General features: G+C 68.0%; 13 protein-coding genes and 3 pseudogenes. 8 read left to right on the top strand and 8 right to left on the bottom strand.

All coding sequences use genetic code 11. The annotated features are described in order from the left end of the window. Positions 1–27: 27 nt before the first annotated feature. The 4 genes from ACTWQR_RS51530 to ACTWQR_RS51515 all read left to right on the top strand — a co-directional run bounded on the left by ACTWQR_RS51530 (position 28) and on the right by ACTWQR_RS51515 (position 5,401). Positions 28–1,230, top strand: coding sequence for a CaiB/BaiF CoA transferase family protein (locus tag ACTWQR_RS51530; protein WP_443234280.1), 1,203 nt, complete (start codon positions 28–30; stop codon positions 1,228–1,230). After that, the gene (locus ACTWQR_RS51525; RefSeq protein ID WP_443234279.1) at positions 1,227–2,057 is read left to right on the top strand and encodes a citryl-CoA lyase; all 831 of its coding nucleotides are present in this window, start codon (positions 1,227–1,229) and stop codon (positions 2,055–2,057) included. The genes ACTWQR_RS51530 and ACTWQR_RS51525 overlap by 4 nt, the downstream gene beginning before the upstream one ends. A gap of 153 nt (positions 2,058–2,210) precedes the next feature. Beyond that, the gene (locus ACTWQR_RS51520; RefSeq protein WP_443234278.1) at positions 2,211–4,382 is read left to right on the top strand and encodes an outer membrane protein assembly factor BamB family protein; all 2,172 of its coding nucleotides are present in this window, start codon (positions 2,211–2,213) and stop codon (positions 4,380–4,382) included. Between the two features lie 14 nt (positions 4,383–4,396). After that, a complete protein-coding gene (locus ACTWQR_RS51515) occupies positions 4,397–5,401 on the top strand; it encodes a ThuA domain-containing protein (RefSeq protein WP_443234277.1) in 1,005 nt (334 codons plus the stop codon). Between the two features lie 526 nt (positions 5,402–5,927). Here the strand turns inward: ACTWQR_RS51515 and ACTWQR_RS51510 are convergent. From ACTWQR_RS51510 to ACTWQR_RS51485, 6 genes and pseudogenes are all read right to left on the bottom strand, one after another. Then, a pseudogene (locus tag ACTWQR_RS51510) lies at positions 5,928–6,242 on the bottom strand (NAD(P)H-binding protein); the annotation flags it as partial. Positions 6,243–6,367: 125 nt separating this feature from the next. Beyond that, a pseudogene (locus ACTWQR_RS51505) lies at positions 6,368–6,676 on the bottom strand (ATP-binding protein); the annotation flags it as partial. 69 nt (positions 6,677–6,745) lie between these two features. Beyond that, positions 6,746–6,922: pseudogene (locus tag ACTWQR_RS51500) on the bottom strand (transposase); the annotation flags it as partial. 46 nt (positions 6,923–6,968) lie between these two features. After that, entirely contained in the window at positions 6,969–7,445 is a 477-nt protein-coding gene (locus ACTWQR_RS51495; RefSeq protein ID WP_443234276.1) for a transposase family protein, read from the bottom strand. Between the two features lie 200 nt (positions 7,446–7,645). After that, positions 7,646–8,617: an HAD family hydrolase gene (locus ACTWQR_RS51490; RefSeq protein ID WP_443234275.1), complete on the bottom strand. Its 972-nt coding sequence runs from the start codon at positions 8,615–8,617 to the stop codon at positions 7,646–7,648. Further along, entirely contained in the window at positions 8,610–9,311 is a 702-nt protein-coding gene (locus ACTWQR_RS51485) for an RNA polymerase sigma factor (protein ID WP_443234274.1), read from the bottom strand. Before ACTWQR_RS51485 ends, ACTWQR_RS51490 begins: the two co-directional genes overlap by 8 nt. A 254-nt stretch (positions 9,312–9,565) precedes the next feature. On the opposite strand from ACTWQR_RS51485, the gene ACTWQR_RS51480 reads away from it, so the two are divergent. Then, on the top strand, positions 9,566–9,847 hold the full coding sequence (locus ACTWQR_RS51480) for a hypothetical protein (protein ID WP_443234273.1): 282 nt from the start codon (positions 9,566–9,568) through the stop codon (positions 9,845–9,847). A 147-nt stretch (positions 9,848–9,994) separates the two neighbouring features. Here ACTWQR_RS51480 and ACTWQR_RS51475 read toward each other — a convergent pair whose 3' ends face one another. Then, positions 9,995–11,767, bottom strand: coding sequence for an IS1182 family transposase (locus ACTWQR_RS51475; protein WP_443234272.1), 1,773 nt, complete (start codon positions 11,765–11,767; stop codon positions 9,995–9,997). A gap of 199 nt (positions 11,768–11,966) precedes the next feature. Here ACTWQR_RS51475 and ACTWQR_RS51470 point away from each other — a divergent pair, with 199 nt between their 5' ends. The 3 genes from ACTWQR_RS51470 (at position 11,967) to ACTWQR_RS51460 (ending at position 15,305) form a co-directional block, all read left to right on the top strand. Next, a complete protein-coding gene (locus ACTWQR_RS51470; RefSeq protein ID WP_443234271.1) occupies positions 11,967–12,683 on the top strand; it encodes a class I SAM-dependent methyltransferase in 717 nt (238 codons plus the stop codon). 332 nt (positions 12,684–13,015) lie between these two features. Beyond that, complete coding sequence (locus ACTWQR_RS51465) at positions 13,016–13,882, top strand: GNAT family N-acetyltransferase (RefSeq protein ID WP_443234270.1); 867 nt, start codon at positions 13,016–13,018, stop codon at positions 13,880–13,882. A 592-nt stretch (positions 13,883–14,474) separates the two neighbouring features. Further along, entirely contained in the window at positions 14,475–15,305 is an 831-nt protein-coding gene (locus tag ACTWQR_RS51460) for an IS5 family transposase (RefSeq protein ID WP_443234269.1), read from the top strand. Here ACTWQR_RS51460 and ACTWQR_RS51455 read toward each other — a convergent pair. Continuing rightward, on the bottom strand, positions 15,223–15,789 hold the full coding sequence (locus ACTWQR_RS51455) for a hypothetical protein (RefSeq protein ID WP_443234268.1): 567 nt from the start codon (positions 15,787–15,789) through the stop codon (positions 15,223–15,225). The two genes, ACTWQR_RS51460 and ACTWQR_RS51455, sit on opposite strands and share 83 nt — an antisense overlap. Positions 15,790–16,124: the final 335 nt, after the last annotated feature.

Genomic DNA, 16,124 nt, shown 5'->3' with positions numbered 1-16,124 from the left:
CGCAGGAACCGCAGAAGGAGCCGGTGCATGCCCGAACGACCGCTCTCAGGAATCCGCGTACTCGATCTCACCAACGTGCTGGCAGGGCCGTACTGCAGTTACCACCTCATGCTCCTCGGCGCCGAGGTCGTCAAGGTCGAACAGCCGGGCAGGGGCGATCTCGCCCGGAGCCTCGGCCCTGATCCGGAGCTCAACCGGGCCGGTATCGGCGCCTCCTTCCTCGCCCAGAACGCCGGCAAGAAGTCCCTCGCGCTCGACCTCAAGGACCCCGGCGACCGAGCCGACTTCGAGGAACTGGTGTGTGGCGCGGACGTCCTCCTCGAGAACTTCCGGGCCGGGGTGCTGGCCCGGATGGGATACGGCGCCGACCGGCTGCGGGAGCTCAATCCGCGCCTGGTCAGCTGCGCGATCACCGGCTTCGGGCAGTCGGGACCGATGAGCGCCGCCCCCGCCTACGACCAGATCATCCAGGGCCTGTCCGGCATGATGAGCATCACCGGTACGACCGACACCGCACCGCTCAGGGTGGGCTTCCCCGTGTGCGACTCGCTCGGCGGCCTCGGTGCGGCCCTCGCGATCAGCGCGGCCCTGCTGGGACGGGAGAAGACCGGGCAGGGGGCGCGGCTGGACGTCTCCATGCTGGAGGTCTCCCTCTCCGCGATGGGCTGGGCCGTCTCCAACTACCTGATCAGCGGCGTCGATCCGGAACCGATGGGCGACCAGAACGCCACCGCCGCGCCTTCAGGGACTTTCGAGACCGCCGACGGGGGACTGAACATCGCGGCCAATCGCCAGGAGCAGTTCGTCACGCTCTGCCGCCTCGCCGGGCTGCCCCACCTGATCGACGACCCGAGGTTCACCGAGCGCGAGGCGCGCAAACTGCACCGCGCGGAACTCAACGCCGAGCTGAACGCGGCGCTGCGCCAGAAGACGGCCCTGGAGTGGGAGGCGACGCTGTCCGCCGCCGGGGTCCCGGCCGCCCGCGTCCTGACGGTCCCCGAGGCCGTGGAGCTGGAACAGCTGGCGCACCGCGGCTTCTTCACCGACCTGCCCTACCCGGACGGCTCCGGCCGCACGCTGCGGGCCAGCGGCAACGGCGTGCTGGTGGACGGCGAACCCCTCGCGCCGGACTCCCCGCCCCCGCTGCTCGACCAGCACGGCGAGGAGCGGGAGTTGCTGATCGACCGCTGGCGGGCGCACCGCCAGGCCGCCGAGGCGCCGGCCTCATGACGGCCGGGCCGCAGGACGGCCTGGTCGCCCAGTGGTGGGCCACCGCCGTCAGCCGGGTCGAACCCGGCATCATCGAACTGCGTGAGCATCCCGTACAGGACCTGATCGGCCACGTGACCTTCGTCGAGACCATCTGGCTGATGCTCCGCGGTGAACTGCCCCGTCCCGAGCAGGCCAGGCTCCTGGAGGCGGCCCTGGTGGCAGGCGTCGACCACGGGCCGCAGGCTCCCTCGATCGCCGCCGCCCGCATGGCAGCGACCTGCGGGATCGGGCTCAACAGCGCCGTCGCCACCGGGGTGAACATGCTCGGTGATGTGCACGGCGGAGCGGGTCAGCAGTGCGTGCAGCTGCTGAGTGACATCGTCGAACGAGCCGAACGGCACGACCAGAGCCGGGAGTTCGATAGCGCCGTGACGGAGGTCGTCGCCGAGTGGCGGTCCCGCTCGCGCTATCTGCCCGGATTCGGCCATCGCTTCCACCCCCGCGACCCGCGCCGCGACCCGCTGCTCGCCCTGGTGGACCGGGCCGTGGCGGACGGCTTGGTGACGGGCGCTCACCTGCGGGCGGCCCGCGCCGTGGAGGCGCATCTCAATCGTGGGCGCGAGGGGAGGAAGCCCGTACCCATGAACATCGACGGCGCCACCGCCGTCATCTACGCCGAGTTGGGCTTCGCCGCGCCGCTGGCCCGCGGCCTGTTCGTGCTCAGCCGCAGCGTCGGCATCCTCGCGCACGCGTGGGAGGAGACGGGTCAGGGGCGACGCAACAAGAGTCCCATGCCGCCCTCCATGGTGCCGGTCCACCTGGCGGCACCAACACCGCGCACCTGACGCACGGTTGACCCCCGTCGCCCGAAAATCCCCTGCCGCGTGTCTTGTCACGGACGTACAGCCGTCCCTAACGTGACCTCCCATCACGCGAACCCATTCTGTGGATTGCGCGGACCATCTAGCGGACCTTGATCGAATCGAGGGAACTGAACGATGGAAAGACGCACCTTCCTCCTGACAGCCGCGGCGGGCAGCGCGGCCACCGTCCCCACCCTGACATCCCCCGCCGAAGCGGCCCCGAACGCCGCCTCGAAGACGTCCTCCGGCCTGGCGCTCCCCGTGCCCCCGCAGTCCGCCGCACTCGGCACCACCGGCGCCAACTGGCCCAAGGTCGGCGGCAATTACGGCAACCAGAACCACTCCACGCTCCGCGACATCACGCCGCAGAACATCAAGAGGCTCGGCGGCGCCTGGCACATCAACCTGGAGGGCGGCTCCACCAGCGCGTACCAGCAGTGCACGATCGTCGTGCAGGACGGTGTGCTGTACGTCGAGACCACCCAGCAGAACGTCTTCGCCGTCAACGGCAGGACCGGCGAGGTGATCTGGAAGGCCAACCTCGGCACCGAGACCACCAACATGCGCGGCGTCGCCGTCGCGGACGGCAAGGTCTTCACCATCTCGGGCGCCAACATCGTCTACGCCCTCGACCAGAAGACCGGAGCGATCCGCTGGCAGAAGCCGCTTATCGTCGACGACAACGGCGGCGACGACGGCTGCGACAACGACAGCGGCCAGTGTGGCGGCAACAGCGGGGGACTGGCAGGCGCGGTCGTCCACTGGGACGGCCTGATCTACATCGGCACCGAGGGCTCAACCGCCGGCGCACGCGGCCGCGGATACGCGCTGAACGCCGATACCGGCGACGTCGTGTGGACCTTCTGGGGCCCGCCGGGACCGGGGGAGTTCGGGCACGACACCTGGGAAGGCGACTCCTGGAAGACCGGCGGCGCGGTCCCCTGGATCCACCCGGCCGTCGACCCCGAACTCGGCCTGGTCTACTGGACGTTCGGCAACCCGTATCCCCGTACGGACGGATCCTCGCGAGGCGGCGACAACCTCTTCGCCAACTCGATCGTCGCCATCGACGCCAAGACCGGCAAGCGGCGCTGGCACTTCCAGTCCGTCCACCACGACATCTGGGACGCCGACAACGTCATGGCACCTGTGCTCGCCGATCTCCTCATCGACGGCAGGAGGCGCAAGGTCGTCGTCTACGGCTCGAAAACCTGCTGGTACTACATCCTCGACCGCCGCACCGGCGAGGCCGTGCACGGCATGGAGGAGCGGCCGGTCCCACAGCACGCCCTGCAGAAGACCTCACCCACCCAGCCCTTCCCCGGCGGCAAGCCCTTCGTCTCCCCGTACCCGGAGTTCGACAAGACGACCCGGCCCGTGCCCTTCTACCCGGCAGGCGGCCTGTACACCGTCTTCTGGGACCGGGCCACCATCATCTTCCCGGGCGCGGGCGGCGGAGCCGACTGGGGCTTCCCGTCCTTCAGCCCCAAAACCGGACACGTCTACGTCGGCTACGGCCTCGTCAACTCCTCCTACTCCAACACCCGCGGCGGCCGCGTCAACACGGCCCGCCCCCTCGGTGAACTGTTCGGCGGCGGTCTGGTCGCGGTGGACCCCCGCTCCAACACGGTCGCCTGGCGCAAGGAGGGCCCCTGGTCGCTGGCCCACGGCAACGGCATCCTCTCCACCGCGGGCCGCGTCCTCTTCCAGGGCCGCCCGGACGGCGTGCTCGAAGCGATGGACGACACCGACGGAACGACCCTGTGGACCTGGCAGTGCGGCGCCGGGGTCAACACCATCCCGGTCTCGTACGAGATCGACGGCGAGCAGTACGTCGCCGTGCTCGCCGGCGGGAACGGCCTCCCCTTCCCCGACATCCCGCGGGGCGACCGACTCTGGGCGTTCAAGCTCGGCGCCAAGGTCGAACAGGCCCCCGCACCCACCCCGCCGTCCCGCCGCAACCAGATCCGGACCGCCGCCGTCACCGGTGCGACAGCGGGCAACACCATCACCCTCGGCCGCGTCTGGAACACCGCCACGGGCACACCCGGCGCCACCGAGAACACGGTCGCCCAGAACGCCATGGCACCCCAGCACCTGACGGTCCCGGCCGGCACGACCGTCACCTTCACCAATCCCGCCGGCAACCAGCAGGCGCACGGCGCGGTGGCGTTCTTCGACGCGGAGTTCGACACCGGGCTGCTGATGCCGGGCCAGTCGTACACGTACACCTTCAGCAAGCCCGGCGAGTACTTCTACAACGACCCGGCCTTCCCCCAGTCCACCGGCAAGATCGTCGTCCAGTGAGAGGACCGGCCGTCATGACGCCCAGAGCACGTACAGCACGTATGACGGTGTCCGTACTGGCCGCCGTCAGCGCCACGCTCCTCATCGCCCTGGCCGCCTTCTTCGGCCTCCAACACCAAACGCCAGGACAAGGTGCGGGCCAACCCACCGGAGCCGGAGCCAGGGAGCTCGGCGACCCCGACTACGGGGTCTGCCGTGGCACCAGCCCCAAGTGCTACCACGACTGGGGCAACTTCTCCCCGGCCACCGACGGCTACCGAGTGCTCCTCTACACCCGGACCGCGGGCCCCCGCCACGCGAACCTCGGCCCCGCACTCGGCACCGGAGTCAACCCCGCGCTCGCCGACACCAACGTGGTGCAGAACGCCCTCGTCAAGATGGGCACGGAGAACGGCTTCACCGTCGACTGGACCGAAGACGTCACCCAACTCTCCACACCCTCACGGCTCTTCCGGTACAACGCGGTCGTCTTCTACTCGACCAGCCGCGACACCCTCGACGACGCCGCGCAGACCTCCCTGCGTCAGTACGTCCGCGGCGGCGGAGGCTTCGTCGGGATCCACAACGCCTTCGGTACGGAGTACAACTGGCCCTGGTACGAAGGCCTGCTGGGTGGCGCGAACTTCTACGACCACGGCCCCAACCAGCCCGGCACGGTCGTCGTCCAGGACCGCCACGACTCTTCCACCTCAGATCTCCCGACGCGCTGGGACTTCACCGACGAGTGGTACAACCTCGTCCCGGCCCCCTCGAAGGTCCGTCTCCTGGCCTCCGTCGACGCATCCACGCTCGCCGAGGGCGTCACGGGCAACCAAGGTCACCCCGGACATGGCAAACACCACCCGGTCGCCTGGTGCCAGTACTACGACGGCGGACGCGCCTGGCTCACCACCCTCGGCCATGACGCCAAGGCCTTCTCGGCCGATGGCTCATTCCCCGGGGCCGAACAGTTCCAGAACCTGATCCTCGGCGGCATCGAGTCCGCCATGGGCAAGGCCCCGTTCTGCCGGGCAGGCTGAACCGGTCCACCCGGGCGTGCCGAATGATCACCCAGGCCGGAAGGCCGAAAGGGGCGCCACGACAGCAAAGGGGGAGGTCGCGGCAGGTCACTTGGTGACTTCCGGCGCCACTCTGCTTAGCGATGACGTGGAACAGCCCGTGATCCGGACGCTGGTCATGATGGTGGCTCCTCCAAAAAGTACGCTGCGAAGAGAGCGTGCCTCGCCGTGGCGCGGCCGGTTCGCCCTGCCCGTGCCGAATCCACCCGCTGTCATTCGCTGCTTCCGCGAAGAGAACGGACGGCATCGAGATCCGCACGGACCGTCCGCGGCTCGGGTTCGACGGGAAGGTCGGCCGGGTCCAACACGCCGTCCACGGAGCCGGACTCGTCGGTCTTGAGGGCGCCGAAGAGCCCGCCCAGTCGGACGGCTCTTCGCCCTCGTTGGCGATGAGCTCGAACGTCTTGCCCAACGCGGTGTCCGTCAGCAGGCTTCGGATGAGCGTCTCGGCGATCTGGTCGCGGGCGATCCCCCCGTCGGCGGTGCCGCCCTGCTCCAGGACGAGGCGCCGCTGCGTCGGGCCGGCGTGGTCGAACCAGCCGGGTCGGACGATGGTGTAGGGCAAGCCGCTGGCCCGCAGAAGACGCTCGGGGCGCCGCTTCCACGGAGTGGCACCGGGGATGTCGCTGCGCGTCGCGTGGATGGACATCATCAGCGCCACGCGCGGCCGGGCGTCGTCGAGAGCGCGCAGGATGTTGCGTACGCCGCCGTAGTCGACGTGCGCACGGGCGTCCCGGCGGGAGTCGCCGCCGGATCCGTGGGTGAGGACGACGGCGTCGACGCCGCCGACCGCGTTCCGCAGGGAGGCAGCGTTCAGCGCAGGCGGGTCTCCAGTAGGGAAAACGGCTCCAGGGCCTGGGCAGCCGTGTTCTCACCGCTGCCCAGGGACCGGCTCGGAGCAGCGACTCGGCGGTGACGGGCAGGTCGCTTTTCCTCGCGCTCGGTCAAAACCTGGAACAGCAGCTCGGCTCCGCGCCGGTCCAGCTCCATATAGCCCAACTCGTCAATACAGAGAAGATCGACCCGTCCGTAGCGGGCGATCGTCTGGGTCAGCAGTTTCTCGTCGGCGGCCTCGACGAGTTCGTTGACGAGCTTGGTGGCCAGGACGTACTTGACCCGGAAGCCGGCCATCGCGGCCTCGGTGCCCAGCGAGATCAGCAGGTGCGACTTGCCTGTGCCTGAGTCGCCGATCAGACACAGCGGCAGCCCTTTGCGGACCCAGTCGCAGGAGGCCAGGGCGGGCTCGGCCAGGCACTTTCGGTGTTCGGCGACGCACTTCTCGACGGCCTCGCACAGGTTCATCCACAAGTGATACCTGTCCGCGACCTGGATGGCGTCGGGGCAGGTGGTGCGGACAGCCTCGGCGTACGCGCTGGCCCTGTCCCGGCACACGATCTCGGCGCCGGGATGGTCACGCAGCCAGGATATGAGCGTGTCCGCGGTGCGGTCGGGCAGCACATCCACCGGCTCGCCTGTCTCCACGTTCACGATGATCGTGCCGTAGACGTGGCCCTTCCTGAACGCGAAATCATCCACACCCCATCACGCGCGGTGCGGTGTCGGGCTGTTTGTCCGGGAGCCCGCGCACCAGTCTGAGCATGGAGTTCGCGCTGGCGGGGATCGACAGATGCCGGGCCAGCCGGGCCGCTGGGCGCCCCGCCAGGGCCAGCGCGATCTTCTCCAACGTCCACCGCAAGGACGATGTGCGCCGCGCGAACCTCTCGGTGAGCCCGTCCACTTGCTCGACGAACGTACGGCGTCCGCACTCCGCCGTCCGGCACCGGAACCGCCGCACCGCCAAGTCGATCACGACCCTCCGACCGGCCACCGCCAGGTCGGCCAGGCGCCACCGGTAGCCGCCGTGGACACGCGCGGACACCCGGCCACAGCCTGGGCAGGCCGCCTCCCGGGTAGCGGTCCGCGCCGCGAAGACCACCACGGCATCGTCCACCACGACCTCCTCGACCACCACAGACGCCAGATGGCCGAAGACCGCCGAGAACAAGCTGCAATCACACGAACGGCCATCATTCCAGCTGCCCGTGGCTGCCCGTCACCGGCACACAGGAGGTGAATCAGAGCCCTACGCGCGTCGGCCGCCCGTCCCGCGCGAGGGTCAGGCTGGTCCTGTTCGACGGGGTAGCGGACAGGCGGGGAGCCGCCCCCCCCGTTCCGGGGGCGGCAGACGGTGTGGTTCGAGTGCGATCAGACAGCGTCTCGCACAATACGCAGCACGGGTTCGAGTGAGGACACGGTGCATGTGGCGCCAGCGGCCAACAGCTCCTTTTCGACGCGTTCGCGGCGCCCGTAGCCGAAGAAGGGAATACCCGCCTGTCGAGCGGCCTCGATTGCTCCCGGGCTGCTGCCGATCATCACGGTGGAGTCGGGGCGAGCGGCCATCGTGGCCATGGCGTAGTCGATACGGTACGGAATGGGCTCAAGGCGTTGCTGGTACCTGCGGCCGAAGACGGGTGCAGCGAGGCAGTCGGCCAGGCGGCGGGAAGCGAGGTAGGACTGCGCTGCCCGTGAGGAGACGGGCGTGCAGACCCCCAGACGTGCTCCGCGTGCGTTCCAGGTGCGGAGGAGCGGATCGGCGTAGGCGGTGGGCATGGCCTGAGATACCGCACGCAGCTCTTCCTGGGTGAGGCGCTCTTCCAGCTCGTACACCAGGTCGCTGTCCGGGCTCTGGAGGGCGAGCGCGCGGAAGATGGCGTATGGATCGTCAGAAGTGAACTCCTTCGGCGTCCGCGATCCGATCAGTCCCTGCAATTCGAGGAAGTTGACAAGGCTCTCTGCGGCCTGCTGTGCCGGGTGGCCCCCGAACAGTCGGCAGATCGGTCCGTCGAAGTCGAAGAGAACGAACCTGGCTTCTCTGAGGATGGCGCGCAGGCGTTCGTCGTTCGACCCCGCAATGTCCACGAGATCCGCGCGCGGTACGGACCGCTGCTGTGGGCCTTCGCCTGCTACCGAGCGTGCGGTGGTGAGCGGGGTGCGCTCGCGCAGGCGTCGCGCACCGTCGGTGCCCAATGACGAGTTTTCGAGCAGAGTCTCGAACTCGCTGTCCGTGCCGGATGACTGGCCGTCCCCGACACTGTGCGGCCGGATGTCGAGCGTGTGCTGGAGGACGTGGAAGGCGGGCGGCTCTGCACCGAGGAGCTCAGTTGTGTCGCTAGACATCGCCTTCCCCCTTTCTGTCCAACTTTGTCTGTTGCCGCAAGCGGTACAGCACCCCTTCGACCGCTTTCGCGGAGGACATGTTCAGGATCTCCGCGATCTCCTGCTGCGCGTATCCCTGGAGGGTCAATACCACGATCACCCTGGTACGTGGATCCAGGCTACGCAGTTTCTCCTCCGCATGCAGGCTCGCCAGTACGGGGTCGATGTCGCCGTGCGGTTCAGCTGCCCAGGTCGCCGACAGGTCTCGGGCCCGGTTCCACCTCTTTGCCGCTGTTCGATGGCTTCGGTATTCGTTAGGGAAGACGTTCAGGCAGGCGCCCATGAAATACGTGGCGATGCTTGCACCAGCGGTGGGCTGCCATCTGCCGCCTACCAGCGCCTGGTCACGGAAGCGTGGCAGAGTGAGAGCCACGGTCATGGTCGCCAGGTCCCACCTCAACTCGCCGTTCTGCGCCAGTTCTGCCAGCTCGGAGTCTGTCGGCGACAGGTCGAAGCCGCGCCGGGCCGTGAGGGTGAACACCCAGCCGGTGCACATCCATGCCTGCAGTACGGAGATGCCGTAGCGGGCCAGCTCCTCCCTGAAGCGGACGTACCGCGGACCGGCGAAGCCCTCGTTGGCCAGAGCCTTCAGCAGTTGCTGGTCCCCCTGCTGCCGGACGAGGGGGACATCTGCCTCAGGATCATCCTGGGGCAAACGCGGGTCCGCGGACCTACTGTCCTCATCCTCGCCGCCCATCCCAGTGCCTTTCCGTCATTGCGTGAACTCGCCCCGATTGGTTCGGAACTCGGTGAACCACTTCTATGTGCCGAGTTCGCTGCGGTCCCACGGGCCACTTCAAGATCCTTTGTGGCTGATGTGCAGAGACCGTCTCAGAGATTTCTCCGTGGGATCGTGCCACCCCTCCGACATATGAATCGGCACTTTAGCCCCCAACACCTCAAGGAGACATGGTGACTTCGCAACCGGGACCGACGCCGGCTCACACCCCTGACCCGACCGGACCAGAGCTGGCAGCATCGGCATCGGCATCGGCATCGGCGTCGGCCTCGGCCGAGGCATCGCCTCTGCTGAGCGTGCACAGCGCGCTCGTCCTGCTGATCGGAGTCCTGCTCGGCGTGCTGGTTGGCGGACTCACCTACCTGGACGGCAACTCTTCGGTTGCGTCGGTCCTCGCCGGCGCTGTGGCCACCGGAGCCGCCGTCCCTGTACTGCACAGGCTCATCGGATGACAGGCGCTGCGCGCGATGGAATGGTCCGGTCGGTGCGGAAGCGGGAGCAGGTGCTCCAGAGCTCGCTGCAATCACACGAACGGTCAACCGTCGAAGGGCTTGTAACACTACGTCACAGGATCACAAGAAGGATGCTGTTGGTGATCTCTAGGTCGTTAGCCTCTGGCAGAGCCGCTGGAAGTGGCTGGGTGGTCGTGGCGGAGAAGCCGGTGTGGTGCCGGGCGGGAAGCATTCGCTGAGTCGGACGATGTTGGTTCCAGCAGCTGTGAGCACGTGCTGGACGTGTGTCTTTGCCAGGCCGCGATAGCGGCAGTGGCGCAGGCCATGAGCGTGGACCGTTTCTGAGACAGTGGCCTCGCAGCCTGCGCGGATGGCATAGCGCCGCTGCCAGTTGCTGGTCTTCTGGTCTTTCCTGACCTGTGACTGGATCTTCTGCTGGGGCTCGGGCAGCAGGAGGATGTGGCGCCCTTTGCCGTCGACATTGCCGGTGCACTTCACGCGGTCGTCGCATTCCCGGCATGCCTTGCGGGGGAAGAGGACGGACAGCCGGGGATGCCCGTCGCCCAAGGTGGGTTTCCAGGGCGGGCTGGTGATGCCGTTCGGGCAGGTGAGGGTGCGGTTGTCCCAGTCGATGTGGAAGTCCTCCTTCGTGAAGCCCGGCCGCTGGGCGGCATGTGGGTCCTCGCGGACCGGGCCGAGCAAGGGGATATCCCAGGTCATGGCCGCTTGGTGGATGCTGTCCGGGGTGACATAGCCGCCGTCGACAATGTGCTCGACGGGCTGAAAGCCCTGGCGGGTCAGCTGTCGGTGGATGTCGTCGAGGGCATCGATGTCCTGCTGCGGCGCCGGGCGGGTGACGACCTGGACGATGACGTTGGGACTCGTTTCATCGCAGGTCTCGGTCTGGTGATCGCGATAGCCGATCCAGTCGCGCTGGCCAGCCGCGGTGACCTTCTGGCTGTAACGGGCCTCGGGATCGTGCGGGGTGACGATCTCCATCGTGGACCACGGCACCCGTGCTGAAGCAGGATCCGGCCGGCCGTCTGCTGAGGTCTTGCTGGTGTTCCTCTGTTCCATCGCCCTCCGGCTGGCCCGGTCACGGGTCGACTTCGCCGCCCGCCAGCGGAGTTGGCCCGCTTCGTCGTGCCAGTACTGCTGGACCCAGACCTGCCGCAGGACCTGCACCGACCTCAACTCCCGCAGGCCAGGCGGAGCATCGTCGTGATAGACGGCGCGCAGGATGTGCAGCCCGTCCTCACCCACCCGCAGCACCCAGGCGAGCAATGCGTCTTTGCCGCGGGGAAGCCGGTCATAACGCACCGGCCGGCCATACCGGTCCGCCCAGTCAGGAGTCACGAGAGCCGCCAGCCACGTCTCGCCCTGCAGCGCGAGTTCCTCCAGAGCACAGCGCAGCGTCTCAGCGACCAGTTCACCCCGGTTCAGATGGCGCACCGCCGCCAGCACGTGGGTGGAATCCGTCCGGATCCGTCCCCGCCGCTTGACCAGCCCGGCTTCTGCGAGCCGGTCCACGACCAGCGCCAAGAGCCGGTCCGCGCGGTCGCCTTCGGCCATCCGGCCGCGGAATTCGCTCAGGACCGTGAAGTCGAATCCCGGATCGTCCAGCTCAAGGCCCAGACAGTACTTCCAGTCCAGGCGGCAGCGAACCGCGTCCGCCGCCTGCCGGTCAGTGAGGTTCTCCGCGTACTGCAGCACCGACACCAGAGCCATCGGAGCCGACGACAGCCCACGCCGTCCGTCCGCCGGATACCAGGCGGTGAAATCGCCATCCGTGAACAGGCCGTCCAGCCGATCACGCACCCACATCGCGGCCGTGCCACGAGGATTACTCGCGCGTGCCATCCGCACCGTCAACGGCGGAATCACCCGCCCCGAAACCGCACCCATTGCCACCGCGGTCACCCCTCCGACCGCCGAAACCGCCCCGCTCCCACCAGCGCAGCACCATGAGGACATCAACACAGCCACGATCGGCAGACTTCACCCCACCGAGTGAAGATCACCAACAGCATCCGGAAGAACGGTCAGAACCCTTCAGTTGGCCGCTCTGAGTGTCACAGTTGACCATGTCCCGTGCCCTTAGCCAGAAGGAGTGTGGCTGGTGAACTCGATCGTGCAACCGGGCGGAGTCGGAGGCGAGTGGCCGGATCGAGTGGCCGCCGTACGTCGCGAGCTCACCAAGCACGGGCCGCCGCGGAGTCCCGATGGTGGTCCGGACTTCGCCACCGTCACGCTGCCGGAGAGCGACTGTGATCAGGTACTTGACCTTCTGGTGGAAGAGCGAGTCGGCACGGTCGTCGAGATCGGGCTCGCCTATGCCAGCTCGGCGCTGGCCATCGGCGAGGCGCTGCTGCGCATTGGTTCACGGAATCCTCGGCATGTGGTGATCGACCCGTTCCAGTACACGGCGTACGACGGTGTCGGGTGGGAGCTGCTGCGCAGCGCCAGCCTGGACGACATCGCCGAGCTGGTGACCGAACCATCGCAGCGCTTCCTTGCCCGGTTGGCCGACGCGGGTTTCGCCGCGGACGCAGCGTTCGTCGACGGCAGCCACCACTTCCACAACGTGTTCGTCGACCTCCACTTCCTGGGCGAGATCGTCCGACCTGGCGGCATCGTGCTGCTCGACGATGTCTGGTGGCCATCGGTCGGCGCTGCCGTGGCGTACTTCGCGACCAATCTGGGGTGGCGTCCGATGCCGGGCGCTCTGGCCGACGGGACCACCGACCCGGCCAGTGGTCGGCCGCGGACCGGCGCCTACCGGCTGCCCGATCCCCGCCCGACGCCCAATTTCAAGGAGTTCCGACCGTTCTGCTGATTCGGGTGGGCCTCGCAAGGTCCACCCGAATCGGGCGGCCGCGCGTCAGTCACAGCGATGGCACCGCCTTGAGCTTGTGGTCAACTCGAGTGCTCACTGGCCAACTGAAGCGACCACACGACGTCGTCGGTTCGGGTGGTCATGGCCGGTTCCCAGATTGGGAACCGGCTGGTGGCGAAGACTTCGGGCGTGATGAGGAAGACCGTGAAGGGCTGACCTGTCTCTGCGAAGTTGAGGCAATCCCGGTCTTCGTGAGGCATCCGCCCGTACGTCTCGCTCAATGTCGGGCATCTGGTGAGGCGTCTCGATCAATCCATCCGGGATCATGAAGCATGCGCCCGGATGACTGGCAACTCACCGACGACGTCGACGACTTCCTCGCCCGAGCCGGAGACTTCCTGCGCTCGCGGCCTGCCCTGCACAACACGCCCCTGACGGACATCGAGAAACTGCGAACACGCGGGGCGGACGCACACGGTGCCGAAGCCACCGTCTTCGGCCGACTGGAGTCAGGAGGCGAGGTCCGTGCCATCTTTTATCGCACTCCGCGTGGATACCTGAGCGTCACCCCGCTCTCTGCCGAGCAGGCCGGCGCTCTCGCCACTCACCTGGCTGGCCTCGGCCATTCCCCCTCCGGCGTCATCGCGGACCACGACACCGCCGCCGCTTTCGCCGAGGCATGGCAGCGGCACACGAGCGCAGCGTCGGTACCCTTCTGGCGGACTCATCTATACCGTCTCGGTGCGCTCACCCCACCGCAGCCGCGCCCAGAGGGCCGGGGTCGCATCGCGGGCCGCAAGGACCATGAGCAAGTCGTGCGCTGGTGCCGTGAGTTCTGCATCAACGTCGGGGAGCAGATCTCCATCGACTTGATCGACTCCGGCTCCTGGGCCGACTCGCGCTTCGGCGACCGACACTTCACGTTGTGGGAAACACCGGACGGCACCCCTGCTTCCATGGCGGCCGTGACTTCGATCGTCGGCGGCATGATCCGGGTGGACCCCGTCTACACCCCGGCCCACCTGCGGGGGCGCGGCTACGCGGGCGCTGTGACGGTCGAGGTGAGCAGGGCCGCGCTGGCCGCGGGCGCCACGGACGTCGTCCTGTTCGCGGACCCGGCCAACCCCACGAGCAACGCCCTCTACCAGCGCATCGGATACGTCCACGTCGCCGACTTCACCGGGTACAAGTTCTCCTAGGCGCACCAGAAGCCGGTTAGGGCCGACACCGGCGCCCAGATACAGCAGGAAGGAACGACCTATTCAGGTTGAACGAGACCGATGTACGCCCGGCGTCTCGCACAATCTGAGGCATTCGAGGTCAGAGCACTGCCCTGCCGCACGTTTAGCGAGACGGGTCAACTGGTCAGTTGTCCTGTGACATCGATTCCTAATGCCGTTTGTCAAGCCGCGAGGGCGACGGGCGGCGTGGGTTCGTAGCATCGTCCGTCGCGTAGGAGGGCCCAGAGGACGTTGACGCGGCGGCGGGCCAGGGCGAGGACGGCCTGCGTGTGACGCTTAGTGCGTTGTGGCAAACCAGATTTCGTTCGAGGCATGCGGGCGCGGGTGATCATCTGGACGGAGGTTCGGGTGCGGTCGCGGGCATGAGAGAACGGGCCCCTTGGTAGTGACGCGGTTACGACACCAGCACCACCAAGGAAGCCCGTTGCCTGATCAGTTGAGCAGTATCTCTGTGCATGCGTCCACCGCGGTCACCCCTGGGTGTGACTGCTACGTGCACCGGTTCGGTTCGCTCGCTCCGGGACGGCGGGCAGGCTGCTATCCGAGTGACATGACGGATGCGGAGTGGGTCGAGGTCCGCGCCGCGATGCCGGTGCCGGCCTGGCTCCTGAAACGGGGCGGGCGCCCCGAGGCGTACTGCCACCGGACAATGCTCGACGCGGTGCGCTACCTGGTCGACAACGGCGTGAAGTGGACGGCTCTGCCGGTCGATTTCCCTTACTGGCGGGCCGTCTACGACTTCTTCCGCCGCTGGCGGGCCTACGACTATGCGCGTGAACTCTACGAACGCCTGCGACGTTCGGCGAGGGAGCGCGCCAGCCGCAGCGCCGAGCCCAGCGCGGGAGTCATCGACAGTCAGTCGGTGGACGCCTCCGAGACCGTCGGCGAGGACAGCCGCGGATACGACGGCGGCAAGTCACGTGACGGCCGCAAGCGTCACATCCTGACCGACACCGAGGGCCTGCTCCTGGAAGTGACCGTGACCACGGCCGATGTGCACGACTCCAAGGCCGCCCCCGCACTGCTGGAGACGTTCATGCAGCAGCCGGGCCGGCTGCTGAAACTGGTGTGGGTCGACAGTGCCTACCAGGGTCCGGCGCCGGCGAAGGCGTTCGCCCGTCACGGAGTCCGGACCGAGGTCGTGCGCCGCTCCGACGGACAACGCGGATTTGTCGTACTGGCCCGCAGGTGGGTCGTGGAGCGGACGCTGAGCTGGCTCTCCCGCTCACGCCGCCTCAACCGCGACCACGAACGCCGCCCCGACCACCACGCCCAGATGGTGTGGTGGGCCGCCGTGATCAGGCTGTCCCGGCGCCTGGCCGCAGACGCTCCGCGCTGGCCGGAGAAGCGTCCCGGCCGACTGCTCCGGGCTCAGGCATGAACCGTCCGTCCTTCGCCCGCACCAGCCAGCCCCGCTTCTCCAGCACGTAGGCACGGTGGCGGATCTTCTCCACCTCGTTCTTGATCTCCGCTTCCCGGCCCACCGCCCGCGTCAGCTCCACCCCGTTCACCGGCCCCGAAGCGACCAACACCGCGGCGAACACCTCCCGATACAGGCCGCTGAGCACCTCCTCGCCCATGCCCGACCGCCACACCGGCGGCCTCTCGCCATGCCCCGCACCGGGGCCGCTCGATCCCACGGCGACAGCCATCTCCCCACCAGACGGCACCGGAACCGGCGTATTCACCGGGCTCTCCCCGGCCAGCACCGACACGAGCTCCTCACGCCCCACCCGGGCCCGCTCGACCCGCTCCCGCGCGGCATCCACCTCCGCCTGAGCCTGCTCCAAGACCTCCGTCCAGGACTCCAGATCCTGCCTCGCCCGCGCCTCACGCTGTTCCATCAACCCCAGCACCGACGGCATCGCGACCTCCTCGATCCACAGCAAGCCGCCCGCTGCCTGCCCCTACCCCTCCGCGATCATGCCCCGCACGCGAAGAAGCCCCTGCTCATCGAACAGGGACTCCCTTTGCCACAACGCACTCAGTCTGGCGAGGGCCGTCCACAATCCGTTTGCAGCTCGTCGACACCCCGGGGCGAGCTCCGTGTCTCCGCTCCGGCGAGACGCATGCGGGAGTGTCATGAATTAGGTGGGAACTTCACCAGAAGGGACACCTGATGACGATCCAGAAGGCTCACTCTCTCGAGACGGTGGGCGGCGTGTCGCTTGCCGTCGAGGGGACGGCCGCGGACGGTGCG

It is taken from the genome of Streptomyces sp. 2A115 (assembly GCF_052245575.1).
Lineage (GTDB): Bacteria > Actinomycetota > Actinomycetes > Streptomycetales > Streptomycetaceae > Streptomyces.
The sequence above is the reverse complement of the archived record's forward strand: the minus strand, read 5'-3'. Positions and strand labels throughout refer to the sequence as shown.